Raw genomic sequence first — 14,544 nt, forward strand, 5'->3', positions numbered from 1 at the left:
CTACCTCAACAACAATTTAACGAACGATATTAAGAACTGAATCCAGCATCTGATTAGCTGTCGACAAAACTTTAGAGTTCGCCGAATAGGCCTGTTGGGTGATAATCAGTTTAGAGAACTCTTTCGCGATATCTGCGTTGGAACTCTCTAGTGCTTTGGCTCGAATAGTCCCTCCATTGCGAAAATCTGGTTCACCAGACGTAGAGGTCTCAGAAAATGCAGCACCATCAACTCGCTGAAGTTCTTGTTCAGCAGCAAAAGTCGCAATTGGAATTTTGAAGAGTTTCTGGGACTTATCGTTGGAGTACTTCCCAATCACATTGCCTTCTGCATCAATGGAAACATCCTGCAGTGTGCCTGAAGGGAAGCCATCTTGAGACAAATCAATACTAGTCGCATTGCCAATCGTGTCTTCATACTGAGTTAGATTGTCTTGGCCGAACTTGAAAGAAATATCACCTAGGCCAACACCATTCACTTCCAGATCATTAATATCAACAATACCAGAGGCTGGAGAAGTTAAACGACCTGCCGCATCAAACGACATATCACTTACTTTCTTCCAAGCTACTTCATCGCCTGTCGCTTTGGTATTTGTATTGTAATAGAGCGACCATTTGTTCTCTGCATTAAGAGCCCAACGCAGCTCAACATTAACCGGCGTACCATTTTCATCGTAGACAGTTTCTTGCCCACCAGCGATTGATGATTTGATGAAATCATCAGCTTTATCACCAGTAACAACAGTTCGATCAACAGTACCACCTGTAGCAAGAGGTTGAGCCGTCAGTGTCATATTAATTGGAGTTAGACCACCGGTTTCTACAACCGTCATATCTTCGAATGAAGAAATACTGATTTCGCCAGAAGGTAGAATTTCAGCGGTGACACCGTGCATACCGTTTAGCTTATCAAGCAAATTTTGCACCGTTGTATCAGCCCCAACAGTGAAGACTTCAGATGCATGACCGCCCACAGTCAGCGTGAGAGTGTCGCCTGGATCAAACTGCGTGGAATCAGTAAGCTTACTGGTCTCAGTCAACGCTGTCGGTGTAGCGTCTACCAACGCCGGTGTGCTTTGGGTATCCGGTTTAGAGAACACACTCAAATCTACGTATTGAGAGTTTGGAGCACCATCAGTCGTGTCGTAGTTGTCGGTGGTCGGCGTAGATGGCAAGTTTGCCTGATAGTCGATCTGGGTAGATGGCTTTGCAGGCATCGGCGCATCAGAAACCTGAATCGGTTCAGGGCGATCACTAACAGCACCTGTGGCCGGATTGATCGGGTATCCTTGCAAGAAATAGCCAGCAGAGTTAACCAGATTACGCTCTGTATCCAGCTCAAAATCACCAGCACGCGTATAATAGCTTTCTGGTGCTTGCTGGGTAAGGCCATCTCTGTTGGTAACCAGAAAATACCCAGGGCCATTGATCGCCATGTAGGTGTTCCGGTCAGCGGATGTGACATCGCCAGACAAGTAGTTAGTGGCACGAGAAGTCGCAATTACAGTACCGGAAACCTGTTCAGCCTGCCGACTACCTGTACTGGAAACAAGATCGGAGAAGCTTGTATCAAGGCGTTTATAGCCAGTGGTCGAAGAGTTCGCCACGTTACCGGAAATATTCTCCAACGCCTTGGACTGTGCGTCCAAACCGGTCGTTGCAGCGTTGATAGCACCATAAATACTCATCGAGCCCACCTAGAATTCAAATTCGCTCATGCTTACGCAGATCTTTGAACACTGAGTGCAACTTACGTGCCAAACTAAAAAATTCAATTTATTCAGCCATTTCAATAATTTACAATTTTAACCCATTGTTAAACATAAAAATTCCTGCCTAAACCCGGCAAATAGCTCGCCCTACTCGGCACATAATTCCCAGAGAGGCAAAAGAAACCGAGCAAAGATCGAAACCACTAGATAAGCCCAATGGCGCAACCCTGCAGGGATTGCCCATTGTCTAACGAGAGATTACTGTTTTCGCCAAATCACGATACTCAAGCAGGATTTAGCGATGAAATTTCAAGGGACCTCCCAATACGTTGCCACAGAAGATCTCCGGATCGCAGTCAACGCAGCTATTACCCTTGAGCGTCCCCTGCTTGTAAAAGGCGAACCTGGAACCGGCAAAACTGTCCTAGCTCAGGAAATCGCCCAGAGCTTAGGCGTCCCCTTCCTTGAGTGGAACGTCAAGTCGACCACAAAGGCTCAGCAAGGCCTTTACGAATATGACGCGGTTTCCCGTCTCCGCGACAGCCAGCTTGGCGATGAGCGCGTAAAAGACATTCGCAATTACATTCGCAAAGGCAAACTTTGGACTGCTTTTGAAATGAATGAACGCCCGGTTCTTCTGATTGATGAGATTGATAAGGCTGACATTGAGTTCCCAAACGATCTGCTTCAAGAGCTGGATCGTATGGAGTTCTTTGTTTACGAGACTGGCGACACGATCAAAGCAAAACAGCGTCCAATCGTGATCATCACCTCAAACAATGAGAAAGATCTTCCAGACGCATTCTTGCGCCGCTGCTTCTTCCACTTCATCAAGTTTCCGGATGCAGAAACAATGACAGAGATCGTCAGTGTGCATTTCGGCGAAATCAAAGACCGGTTACTTAAGGAAGCACTCAACGCATTCTATAACCTCAGAGATCTGCCGGGCTTGAAGAAAAAGCCATCAACCTCTGAGCTTCTGGATTGGATTAAACTGCTTCTGAACGAAGACATCGACCCGGAAACACTCCGCGAAACCGAAAGCCGGAAAGTTATCCCGCCATTGCACGGCGCACTCCTCAAGAACGAACAGGACGTTCATCTGTTCGAGCGCCTTGCCTTTATGAATCGTCGCTAGTATCTGCATTGCCTGGCTTGAAAATGAAGCAAAACAATAAAACCAGTTTTTTGAGCCAGCACATACTTTCCAGTGCATCAAAAGCAACTCTCGCAAGCTGCCTGCTTCTTACAGGCAGCTTACTCGCACAAGCGAACAGCACCATCTCGGAAAGCCTCCTCTACCAGCCGCATACACTGCACAACGGCTGGCGCAAAGATGTGGACGCACTAACGCACTTCACCGGCATGTTTTGCCCGGACTATATCAGCAAACTTTCCCGATCAGCTCTCGTTCCCGATCTGAAAGAACTCGGTATCGGATGCATTTACGAAACCGAGAACGGGGAGGTCAAAGTCATCTTCCGCCGGCACAAAAAAGACACGGCGACAGCTCTCATAAACAACTTCAAAAGCGGATATCGTCAAAGCCACTTCAAACCACTGGATCTGAAGACACCGCAAAATGAGGTTGCGTTCCGAACCGAAACAACAATGCGGATGGGCCGCGTCGAGAGTTTCACCGCCTACACAGCCCCAAGCGCTGACTATACGGTCTGGGCATCCATTTCAGATGATCTTCCTGTAAGCGAGCTTGAGAAGATCCGAATTCTTTTCAAAAAGCTTACTCTTCGCGTCGAGCAGGAACAGCGCCGCAACTAACGCAGCGCGGCTAAATTGGCGGATCGCCCAGCACACCTACATCAGTGCAACCCTCATATTACAACACACCGCGTCGTAAGCGACCAGAACAGCTGCCTAAACCATTCTGCCAACTAAATATCTTATAGGCACGACTGAAATGAACTCAGTTACGAATGCATGCATCACTTATAAATATTTCAGTAATTATGAGATAAAAACCCCATACTATTAGGGGAATACTATCACCTTCCAAATTCAATCGAAAACATGTAGGTTTCAAACAGAGACAAAGCAAGTAATAAACAAACAAGTCCATCCGATTATGCTGCATCGCAATATCGCATAGCAGCACAAATACAACTTAGAATGTTTCTACCTCTTAGGAACATAAAGTAATAAAGCATATCTGGAGGATAACATATGCTTCGCCTGATGTTGTTACGTCATGCAAAATCCGACTGGAGTGATGAGGGTGCTCACGATCATGATCGCTCCCTTAACACCAGCGGTTGGAAAGCCGCAGCAAGGGTTGGAGCCCATATCCACCAACATCACATGCATCCAAAACTGATCTTATGTTCTACGGCTCTACGGACACGGCAAACACTCATGGAAGTAATGCCATACTTGCGCAGTGATACGCGCATTCAACTGCTCAGGGATCTCTACAATTCGAGCGAAGGTGACTACATAGATGCAATCCGCGCCTATGGCGGCGGCTTCGACACTATCCTCATTGTTGGCCACAACACAGCTATTCAGGACACAGCTCTTGAACTCACTGGCAAAGGCAACCCTGAGTACATACACCAGATGCAATCCAAGTACCCAACCGGAGCTCTCGCTGTAATAGACTTTGAAGAGCACCGCTGGTCAGAAATTGACTGCAAGAAAGGAAGGATCGTCTCATTCTTCCAGCCTCGGCACCTGCAAGCTGTTTCAGGCTCCTGACTAGGAAAATTTTGCGCAATTCAACATTTATTGGCGCATTTGCGATTGCATTCCTCCAAAGAACGCACCACATCGTTCCTTGGAGGATGATCTGTGAGCCCACTGAATTCATTATTTAAAAACGCTAAGCTGGCCCTAACTGATGCACAAACAGCATTGGACAATCTAACGGGATCAGCGATTGACCTAACAGTCCCCACTGTCCGTCTGGGTGTCACTGGATTGGCACGTTCCGGTAAGACCGTCTTTATCTCAGCCCTCGTTCACAATCTCATTGCCGGAGGTCGCCTGCCTCTGCTGGATGCCGCGGGCACAGGACGGCTCGCGCGAGCATATCTTCAGCCTCAGCCCGATGACAATGTTCCACGGTTCAACTATGAGCAGCATGTCGAAACACTGACAAAGGATCGCCTTTGGCCGGAGTCCACACATCAGATCTCCGAACTTCGCCTGACCATTGAATACGAGTCAGCCACATTCCTGAACCGCCAGTTAGGCGGTGGCAAGCTGCACCTCGACATCGTGGATTACCCTGGTGAATGGCTCCTCGACCTTGTTTTACTACGACAGGATTTCCGGCAATTCTCAGAGGAAGCCCTGAGACGCGCTAAAGCAAGGCCAGATTTGTCAGAAGAGTTTCTGTCAACACTCGCACGTTTTCAAGATAAGCTGCACGATGAGTTTTCAGAGGACATCGCAAAGGATCTGGCAAGCACCTTCACCACGTATTTGAGCCGCTGCCGGGATGATGAGAACGCACTATCCATGTTGCCTCCTGGTCGCTTCCTGATGCCCGGCGACATGAAGGGCACACCAGCCCTCACCTTCGCCCCGCTTAATCTGGGTGATACGCAGGTCAAACCCAAAGCAGGCACGCTCCTCGCCATTATGGAGCGCCGCTACGAAGCCTATCGCAAGCACGTGGTCAGACCGTTCTTCAAAAACCACTTTGCCAAACTGGACAGACAGATTGTGCTGGTGGACGCACTCACGGCAATCAACGCTGGCCCTGAGGCTTTGGATGATTTGAGCGGTGCCCTCACTGAGATTATGGGCGCGTTCAGACCCGGCAAAGCAAGCTGGCTATTTTCAATAGTGTCTCGCAAGATCGATCGCATTCTGTTTGCAGCCACAAAGGCAGACCATCTGCGACGCGAGGATCACGATCACTTGGAGTTACTCCTCAAGCAGCTGGTTGAACGGGCAATCAACCGTGCAGAGTTCTCAGGCGCTTCAGTTGAAACGCTCGCCCTTGCATCCGTCAGAGCCACCAGGCAGGCAACCGTTCATCACGATGGTGCAGAAACCCCTGCACTCCTCGGCACACCAATGCCGGAAGAAACCATTGGCTCCATGAGGTTTGACGGCGAAGAAGAAGCCGCCATTTTCCCCGGCGATCTTCCTGACGATCTGAGCGACCTTTTCTCTACAGAGCAAAGCCACGGCACACCGGAAGATCAGACCGCATTGAAATATGTGCGCTTCCGCCCTCCAAAGCTGGAACGCACGGCAGAGGGGCTGACCTTATCTCTCCCTCACATCCGTTTGGACAGCGCAATGGAGTTCTTGCTGGGAGATAAACTCGCATGACCAACAAGAAAACACAGCAACATAAGCCTCAGGCACGCCGCGCTCCCAAAGCATTCAAACTGGATGACAGCTCCGTCCGGCTGGAGGGGGAGTTTGCCCACGAACCACTTTCCTCTGAAGCCGTTGTGTCAGAAGAAGATGAAAACGCGTTGGCCCTGCCACAGAACAATGTTGCCCCAGAGCCAAAACCAGCGAAGAGTCGTTGGAGCAAGATCATCGCCATTGGCGGTGGCGGCCTCGTCTCACTTGCCGTTGGCTTGGCTGTCGATAGCCTAATCAGAGACCTCTTTGCTCGCTATGACTGGTTGGGCTGGACAGCTGTTGGCCTCACCGCTCTCGGCTTTCTCGGACTGATCGGTTTGTTTTTCAAAGAATGGCGGGCACTTTCTCGACTGGAGCAAATCGACCATATACGCGATGACCTCCAAACTGCTGCAGACAACGATAGCGATAAAGAAGCCCGTGCAGCTCTACAAAAGCTAATGGCGCTCTACGCGGACCGTCCGGAAACAGCTCATGGCCGCGCTCAGCTAAAAGGTCATATGCAGGAAATCATCGATGGGCGAGATCTCGTCAAACTGGCAGAACGCGAGCTGATGGCACCGATGGACGCCCGTGCGCGCCTGATCGTCATGGAAAGCGCAAAACGTGTTTCTGTAGTTACCGCACTATCGCCTCGTGCACTCGTTGATATCCTGATCGTACTTTACGAAAACCTGCGCATTGTTCGCCGCATCTCCCGTCTTTACGGAGCCCGCCCCGGCGCACTCGGTTTCTGGCGCCTTTCACGAGATATAGCGGCTCACCTGGCCGTCACAGGTGGCATGGCCGCAGGAGATAGCCTGCTGGAACAGTTCATTGGTCAGGGCTTAGCAGCAAAACTTTCCGCACGTCTTGGCGAAGGATTGGTCAATGGCTTCCTCACAGCACGCATTGGCGTTGCTGCAATTCAAACCTGCCGCCCTGCACCATTCATCGCCAGAAAAGGCCCATCACTAACGGAGCTCATGAGCGAGATCACGAAATCTGCCCCAGATGAGATTGCAGATCAGGATTAACGAATATCTCACGCCAGCCCTATGTTTCCCCCAATCTCTTGGTATGTTCAAAGGGCTGATAAAACAAAGGCGGCAGACACAGCTATGATCACACGCAAAGTCAAAGTGGTAGATGCACAAGACAACTGGGCCGAGGGGTTCCAGCTGGAGCAAGAAATTTTGCGTGAGCTACTCGGAGATATTGTCGAAGACATTCACCACATTGGCAGCACCTCCGTACCAGCTCTCGCCGCCAAACCAATTATCGACATCCTGCTGGAAGTCTCCAGCATCCCAGCACTCGATGCTCAATCTGCAAAGCTGATCAATCTTGGCTATGTCGCCAAAGGTGAATACGGCATTACAGGCCGCCGCTACTTTGAAAAAGGTGGAGACGACCGCACCCATCACCTTCACGCGTTTAAATCAGGAGATCCGCACGTTTATAGGCATCTAGCCTTTCGTGATTACTTAAAAGCTCATCCTGAGATCCGTGAGAAATATGCCCACCTAAAGAAGAAAACAGCACAGGAGGTCAACGGAGATGTCGAGGGATATCGAGAAGGCAAGAATGATTTTGTTGAGCTTCATCTCGCCAAAGCGATTGACTGGGCCAGAGGCTCTTATTGATCCCTATGCTTTTGCCTAAGGTGTCAATTGCACTCTCGACACTGCACCGCCCAATCGCATAATGTGACCCCATGTTTATTCAGTTTTTCGAAGAGCTAAAATCCGCTGGTTTACCCGTATCCGTACGCGAATATCTTACGCTTATGGAAGCGTTGGACTCTGATCTGGCCAGCAAACGGGTGGAGGATTTTTACTTCCTCGCCCGAGCAACGCTGGTCAAAGACGAATCCAATCTGGACAAGTTTGATCGCGTCTTTGGTCACACGTTCAACGGATTGGACCTGATGAGCGAAGTGGCAACCTCAGACATTCCAGAAGAGTGGCTGCGCAAGCTCACAGAAAAGCACCTTTCTGAAGAAGAGAAGAAGCTTATCGAATCCATGGGCGGCTTTGAAAAGCTCATGGAAACGCTCCAAAAGCGACTGGAAGAGCAAAAAGAACGCCATCAGGGCGGCAACAAGTGGATCGGAACAGGTGGCACATCCCCGTTCGGCGCATATGGCTACAACCCTGAAGGCATTCGGATCGGACAGGATGGAAGCCGCCATCGCCGAGCGGTCAAAGTCTGGGACAAGCGCGAGTTCAAGGATCTGGATGACACAGTTGAACTGGGCACCCGCAACATCAAGGTTGCCCTGAAACGCCTGCGCAAGTTCGCCAGAACCGGCGCTGCTGATGAGCTGGACCTGGACAACACCATCAAATCCACCGCCCACAAAGGCCTGCTGGATATTCAAATGCGCCCCGAACGGCGCAACTCGATCAAAGTGCTCTTGTTCTTCGACATCGGCGGCTCAATGGATGATCACATCCGCGTCTGTGAAGAACTGTTCTCTGCTACCAAAACCGAGTTCAAGGTGATGGAATACTTCTATTTCCACAATTGCCTCTATGAGTTCGTCTGGAAAAACAACCATCGCCGCCACGCTGAGCGCATCAACACGATGGACGTGCTTCATAAATATCCAAGCGATTACAAAGTGATCTTTATTGGCGACGCTTCAATGAGCCCCTATGAGATCACCTATCCCGGTGGTTCAGTTGAACATTGGAACGAAGAAGCAGGCAACGTCTGGGTAAAACGCGTGACAGACCTTTATCAAAAAGCAGTCTGGCTCAATCCGGTACGGGAAAAGCACTGGGATTACACTCATTCCATCGGCATGATGAAAGAGTTGTTTGATCAGCGCATGTACCCTCTCACTCTGGAAGGCATGGATTCCGCCATGAAGGAACTTGTACGCTAGACGTGTTCCGTTTGATTAAATTCAATCAAACGACAAGAACTCGCTCCACCAAAGAGGTTAGAGCGCGGTGCGTGAATGCGAATGAACGCGACGAGTTCTGACAACACAGCGCATTTAACTTCCCCTTTTTGTAATTTTACAACTAGACTGCAAGTAGCATTGAGATCTAGACAGCAACTGCGCTTGGCAAAAAGCATGCTTCACACCTGTATCAAGGAAGAAGCTGCATCATGCTTTCAGCTGGGCGCAAGCTGATTGCATTAGGCAACAAGTGCACCAGAAGAGCTAAGAGGGGCTATGCTGTGAGCAAATCTATTTTGTGGCAACTATTTACAAGGACATCGGCAGGCACCATCGCCTTCATTGCGCCGTTCCTTGCTGCCAGTGCCAACGCAACAACTATTCCGCCGATTAACTCGCTTATTCCAGCGCTCATAATTGAAAGCTGCCTCGACAAAACCGACGCAGCTTTAGACAGCCCGGAATTCATCGACTGCCTGACCAACACCCTCACCAGACAACCTGAGGGCGATAACATACATAGCAGCGATCCGACGCACAGGCCTTCAACAGCGAACCATGTCGCCAACTCACCAGATCGTCTGGATGGCACCAACGTGGTTGTTTGCGCCTCTGAAAACGCTGGTTACACCAAGTGCAAGATCTCAAACGCCAACCGCAATTACGTCCAGTTGCTGCGCCAGACCTCCTCAGCACTCTGCAAACTCAATGAAAGCTGGGGCGTCGTCCCATCGCATCTTTGGACGGATAAAGGCTGTTCTGGCATCTTTTATGTTGGCAACAAACCATACGCTCGCAAAACCGTAAACACGGTAAGCGCCAGTTCGTCTTCACTAAAGAAGCAGATCAAGTCAGCCAGCTCAGGTGGTTTGATCACCCCCATTCCGCAGCTTCCTGAATTTACGAAGGACGGATGGCGTAAATGCGCTCTCGAATTTCAGGTTTGCGAGCTGCCCTACGCAACAACCGTTCGCTTCGGCAGGCCCGGCGCATTTTACGAGAAGTCTGCGAAAGGTGATGTACATTGCCGGACCGATTTCTTCGGAGACCCAGATCCTGCCGCAAGAAAAGCATGTTATTACAAGCTGAGGCGGGATAGCACATCTCCACAGGCAGCGCCTCCAACGCAAGTTGTGACACAAGACTTGCCACCATTGGAAAACAGCCAGATTGCACCGGAAGATGATCTGGCAATCAATGTGGCCGAACCACTCTGGAAGGCCCGCCGCGCCTGCTCCACACTGGGCAGCAAGATCATCGCAACAAAGAATTCCCTATCAGAGTTGCCGCCTGTCTATTTGGGCCTCGGCACCTTCACCAATCAACAAATGAACCAGAAACCGGTACTGGTACGAACAGGGGACAAACTCGCTGGTCGCGGCGTTTACCAAAGTCAGGGCATGTACGTACCCTTCAACTTTTCCTGCGCGCTCAACAGCAACGGAAGAGCCGCCCAACATTTTGTTTTCCATGAGCAAAACACAGATCTCATAACACAGGACCTTCTGCCAAACCCTGACAAGTTCCTTCAGGAAAAAGCTCCATTGAATGGATTTGACGGTCCCTATGTCTGGGTGTCTGGCCTTCCAACAGGTGCAGGCGACAAGAGCGCTGTTTTGGTTCATGGCGTACCAGAAACAGACGATACCGACTTTTACGCCCGTTGCCTGGCTGGAAGCGGTGATATCGAGATCATGTTTCAGTCAACCGTCCCTGCTTTGCAGGAAGGCGATAGTATCCTGATTTCGCTAAGCACAAGGCGGTTCAAGGAAAGCTATGTTGGCGTCGGCAGTTCGTTGAATCAGGAAGCCGGTGTTTCCCTGCCACTCCTCACTTTGAGCAATGGCTCTTCACTTTGGAACCGAATGGTGCGAGACAACGAGTTGAAGATCAATCTGGGCGGCTATGCTATCTACAACGTGAGCCTCAAAGGCAGCGCTAAGCACGTTCGCAACTTCATCAGCGCATGCAGCGCCAGCAAATAACCTAGGCTACGCAGTCTTGAAGTATTTGCCCGGCGTCGTGCCAAAGGCTTTGCGGAACTGAGAGATGAATGGGCTTGGCCCTTCATAGCCAAGTTTGAAAGCCACATCACCCACACTCCGGCCTGCAGAGAGCAACTCCAAAGCCCGAAACAGTTTGGCCTGCCCACACCACTTGCGATAGCTCCAACCCGTCTCATCAAAGAACCGCCGCTCAAACGTGCGCTGGGACATAAGCGTCCGCTCCGCAGCATCCGCAAGACTCGGCAAGTGCGCAGGGCATGACAGGATAGACTGGCAAAGCTCCTTCAAAAGCGCGTGGTTGACTGGCATCGGCAACTGCAGCGGCGCATCTGGTAAACTCTTCAATTGATCAACAATCACCTGCGCAATCCGCGCTGTCGCCCCATCAAGCGCATAGTCCCGGGGTGCTGCCATAATCTCTTGTATCAGCTCGCGTAAAAGCGGCGTCACTTGCACCACAACAGGCTTATCAGAAAGTCGCTCAGACCAGTCCTCTCGCAGATACAGGCTCCGAAATTGAGTTTTGATCGGATAGACAGTCCGGTGCATCATACCTCCGGGAACCCAGACTGCACGCTCTGGCGGTACAACAAATGTCCCCTCCTCAGTAAACACAGTCGTGGACCCTTGCATGATATGAACCAGCTGCCCGCGTGAATGCGCATGCGGCTCCCCCTGCCCGCCGATGGGCATATCTACCGCATAAGCAACAATGGGTTGCGGACGATCCACCTCATGTGGGTCTGCAAAAACATCAGCGTGAATAGGCATCAAACACCTCTTGGCGACTTCAAGATATTTTTTGGCAAACTAGTGCTATCACGTAAACAAACTTTTCGCTTACTTAATTGCAAAACTCATTTCTAAGAACGAAGCACCATGTTGAATATCATTAAAGACATCAGAGCCGACTGGCGCTCACCCTTTGTATTTTTGTTGGTCCTCACTGTCGCCTCACAGCTTTCATTTTCTGTGTGGTGGAACCTCATCAATAACTTTGCAGTCAACACGCTCGATTTCACCGGCCAAGAAATCGGCATTCAGCAGTCCATCCGCGAAATCCCCGGCCTGCTGGCATTCACTGTCATTTTCATGCTGTTGATCTTCAAAGAACAAACGTTCACGTTGATCTCCTTGGGTCTGATGGGCTTCGGCATTGCAATCACCGGATACTTCCCATCCGCGATCGGCTTTTACGCCACCACCCTCATCATGTCTTTCGGCTTCCACTACTACGAGACGCTCAAGCAGTCTCTATCCCTGCAGTGGTTACCCAAGAAAGACGCCCCAGCACTGCTCGGACAAATTATTGCGGTCTCATCGCTGGTCTCACTGTGTATCTACGGCTCGATCATGATCGGCTGGAAGACGTTCGATCTGTCCTATGAGCAAGTGTTCCTGTGGGCAGGGATTGCAGGCATGGCCCTGACCATCTTTGCAGCCTTTGCCTTCCCAAAGTACAAAGCACACGTGGAACAGCACAAAAAGCTGATCCTGCGCAAGCGCTACTGGCTTTACTATGCCCTCACGTTTATGAGTGGTGCCCGCCGTCAGATCTTTACAGTCTTCGCAGGCTTCCTGATGGTCGAACGCTTTGGCTACGAGGTGCATGAGGTCGCAGCTCTGTTCCTGCTGAATGGCGCAATCAACATGTTCGTCGCTCCAAAGATCGGCGCGTTCATCGGTCGGGTTGGAGAGCGTACCGCACTGACCTGTGAGTATGTCGGACTGATCATCGTTTTCTTGTCCTATGCCTTCGTCACCAACGTGTACGTGGCTGGCACCCTTTACGTGATCGACCATGCTTTCTTCGCCATGGCCATCGCAATGAAAACCTACTTCCAGAAGATCGCAGATCCGGCAGATATTGCACCAACCTCTGCTGTTGACTTCACCATCAACCACATCGCTGCTGTAGTGATCCCGGTAGTCTTCGGCACGATCTGGCTCTTCTCCCCTGCAATGGTGTTCATCGCAGGCGCATCCATGGCAACTATCAGTCTGATCCTGAGCCGCATGATCCCGCGCAATCCGGAGCCTGGCATGGAAACCGTTTGGGTCCCCGCCCGCCAGCCACAAGTAGTTGGCGCTGAATAGGCACCTCCAATCACGCAACAAAAAAGGCTGGCCCAATTGGACCAGCCTTTTTCATTCAAACTCTGTAATTGGTCAGCTCTGGCTTTCTGGAATATGAACCACGAGACCATCCATTTCATCAGTCACGCGGATCTGACAGGAAAGACGTGACGTGTCACGAACGTCCTGCGCAAAGTCGAGCATATCTTCTTCCATAGGCTCTGGTTCGCCAGTCTTGTCATTCCAGGCTGGGTCTACGTACACGTGACAGGTCGCGCAAGCGCAGGCACCACCACATTCCGCTTCAATTCCAGGAACCATGTTCTTAATCGCGTTCTCCATAACGGTAGAACCGGCAGCAGCATCCACCTCATGGCTTTCACCTGATGAGGTGATGAAAGTAATCTTTGGCATATTTAAAGTCGTCCCGACCCTGATTGGCTTATTCTGTTGTCTTCAGATACATGCAGGCGCCCAGCTATTCAAGAACTTCTGGACCAGACCTTATGGTCAAACCCGCGCAGCCAATCACACTTTACGAATTCTGCAGCTCTGTGAGATCCGCCGAGACCTCAGCAAGGCAACTCTCAACAGTCACCAGCAACGGCAAAGCTCCGGTCGCAGCTTCCCGCTCAGCTTGCTCCAGAGCCTCTCCAAGCGCAAAAGCACCAACGCCGCGCGCAGAGCCTTTAAAGCGATGCAAAAAGGCACAGAGTGCCGCTGACCCCATAGTCTCGTGCAAACCCCGACGGAACTCTTCTATCTGGACAGCAAACATCTCCAGGATCTGGCCCTGCAAATCCGGGTCATCAAACGTCACAGAAGAGAAGTGATCCCTACATATAGCACTTGTAGTTTTATGTAGTTCCATTGCTAAGTTTACACCACACCTTCAAACACAGTCAGATGACTCAAGGTTATCCGGATATTCTGGAAGATGATTCGCTTCAGTGACTCAAACCCTGCCACCACCAAGACTCCGCGGTGACTCTACCCCTCATTTCCTACTGGCAACGGAATCTAGTCCCCAAAAGAAAACACAGGTTTTTATTTCATGGTTAACAAGATCCTACTGCCCAGATTCAAATCTAGACTCGCGAACCTGTCACCAGCACTCACTGCCATTACACGTTAAAATTGACAAGGCGCTCTGTTAAAGATGGTTAACAAGATTTTTCGAATTACCATCGCGTTCCAGCATTGCACGTCCCTTATCGGTCAGCTTGCAAACGAGCCAATCCGGCTTCAACGGGTTGGAAAACCAAGGCTCCGCCCACCCTGCTGCAATACACGCCCGCACAGTTGCAGCTGGCACTTGTCGACCACTCTCATCGAACAGCGGTAACTTTCCACCTGCTTCGTTAAGACTTCGCCTTAACCATTTGAGTTGTGTAGGACTCGGACGATTGGAACCTTTAGAACTGACTGGAGAATTTTCGCGATTAGCCATAGTGAGTTCCCCCCAAAATTGCTGCCTGTGACTTATCGTAGGGCACCTAAAAATCCCGGCA

14 protein-coding genes are annotated in these 14,544 nt (G+C 50.5%); 9 read left to right on the forward strand and 5 right to left on the reverse strand.

The genetic code is table 11. The annotated features are described in order from the left end of the window. Nucleotides 1-16: 16 nt before the first annotated feature. On the reverse strand, nt 17-1,690 hold the full coding sequence (locus PsAD13_RS21280; RefSeq protein ID WP_063319390.1) for a flagellar hook-basal body complex protein: 1,674 nt from the start codon (nt 1,688-1,690) through the stop codon (nt 17-19). Nucleotides 1,691-2,015: 325 nt separating this feature from the next. On the opposite strand from PsAD13_RS21280, the gene PsAD13_RS21285 reads away from it, so the two are divergent. The 8 genes from PsAD13_RS21285 to PsAD13_RS21320 all read left to right on the forward strand — a co-directional run bounded on the left by PsAD13_RS21285 (nt 2,016) and on the right by PsAD13_RS21320 (nt 10,936). Further along, complete coding sequence (locus tag PsAD13_RS21285) at nt 2,016-2,852, forward strand: MoxR family ATPase (RefSeq protein ID WP_063319391.1); 837 nt, start codon at nt 2,016-2,018, stop codon at nt 2,850-2,852. Between the two features lie 23 nt (nt 2,853-2,875). Beyond that, the gene (locus PsAD13_RS21290) at nt 2,876-3,493 is read left to right on the forward strand and encodes a hypothetical protein (protein WP_208986849.1); all 618 of its coding nucleotides are present in this window, start codon (nt 2,876-2,878) and stop codon (nt 3,491-3,493) included. 402 nt (nt 3,494-3,895) lie between these two features. Further along, nucleotides 3,896-4,426 carry a histidine phosphatase family protein gene (locus PsAD13_RS21295; protein WP_057462636.1) on the forward strand — a complete coding sequence of 177 codons (531 nt, stop codon included), beginning with the start codon at nt 3,896-3,898 and terminating at the stop codon, nt 4,424-4,426. Nucleotides 4,427-4,519: 93 nt separating this feature from the next. Then, entirely contained in the window at nt 4,520-6,016 is a 1,497-nt protein-coding gene (locus PsAD13_RS21300) for a YcjX family protein (RefSeq protein WP_063307950.1), read from the forward strand. Further along, nucleotides 6,013-7,074: a TIGR01620 family protein gene (locus tag PsAD13_RS21305; RefSeq protein ID WP_063319393.1), complete on the forward strand. Its 1,062-nt coding sequence runs from the start codon at nt 6,013-6,015 to the stop codon at nt 7,072-7,074. The genes PsAD13_RS21300 and PsAD13_RS21305 overlap by 4 nt, the downstream gene beginning before the upstream one ends. Nucleotides 7,075-7,158: 84 nt before the next feature. Next, entirely contained in the window at nt 7,159-7,683 is a 525-nt protein-coding gene (locus PsAD13_RS21310; RefSeq protein ID WP_063289704.1) for a GrpB family protein, read from the forward strand. A 71-nt stretch (nt 7,684-7,754) separates the two neighbouring features. Next, nucleotides 7,755-8,930 carry a VWA domain-containing protein gene (locus PsAD13_RS21315; protein WP_063319394.1) on the forward strand — a complete coding sequence of 392 codons (1,176 nt, stop codon included), beginning with the start codon at nt 7,755-7,757 and terminating at the stop codon, nt 8,928-8,930. 302 nt (nt 8,931-9,232) lie between these two features. After that, nucleotides 9,233-10,936: a DUF3011 domain-containing protein gene (locus tag PsAD13_RS21320; protein WP_208986850.1), complete on the forward strand. Its 1,704-nt coding sequence runs from the start codon at nt 9,233-9,235 to the stop codon at nt 10,934-10,936. 6 nt (nt 10,937-10,942) lie between these two features. Here PsAD13_RS21320 and PsAD13_RS21325 read toward each other — a convergent pair whose 3' ends face one another. Beyond that, complete coding sequence (locus PsAD13_RS21325) at nt 10,943-11,728, reverse strand: helix-turn-helix transcriptional regulator (RefSeq protein ID WP_063298078.1); 786 nt, start codon at nt 11,726-11,728, stop codon at nt 10,943-10,945. Nucleotides 11,729-11,836: 108 nt separating this feature from the next. Between PsAD13_RS21325 and PsAD13_RS21330 the strand changes: the two genes are divergently transcribed. Further along, on the forward strand, nt 11,837-13,054 hold the full coding sequence (locus PsAD13_RS21330) for an MFS transporter (RefSeq protein WP_063319395.1): 1,218 nt from the start codon (nt 11,837-11,839) through the stop codon (nt 13,052-13,054). 72 nt (nt 13,055-13,126) lie between these two features. On the opposite strand, the gene PsAD13_RS21335 is transcribed toward PsAD13_RS21330, so the two are convergent. The 3 genes from PsAD13_RS21335 to PsAD13_RS28155 form a co-directional block, all read right to left on the reverse strand. Next, nucleotides 13,127-13,447 (reverse strand): 2Fe-2S iron-sulfur cluster-binding protein, encoded by a 321-nt coding sequence (locus PsAD13_RS21335; RefSeq protein WP_008547474.1) that lies wholly within the window; start codon nt 13,445-13,447, stop codon nt 13,127-13,129. A 121-nt stretch (nt 13,448-13,568) separates the two neighbouring features. Continuing rightward, entirely contained in the window at nt 13,569-13,853 is a 285-nt protein-coding gene (locus tag PsAD13_RS21340) for an Hpt domain-containing protein (protein ID WP_063319396.1), read from the reverse strand. A gap of 333 nt (nt 13,854-14,186) precedes the next feature. Next, nucleotides 14,187-14,483, reverse strand: a complete 297-nt coding sequence (locus PsAD13_RS28155) for a hypothetical protein (RefSeq protein ID WP_063319397.1) — start codon at nt 14,481-14,483, stop codon at nt 14,187-14,189. Nucleotides 14,484-14,544 lie beyond the last annotated feature (61 nt).

It is taken from the genome of Pseudovibrio sp. Ad13, assembly GCF_001623225.1.
GTDB lineage: Bacteria > Pseudomonadota > Alphaproteobacteria > Rhizobiales > Stappiaceae > Pseudovibrio.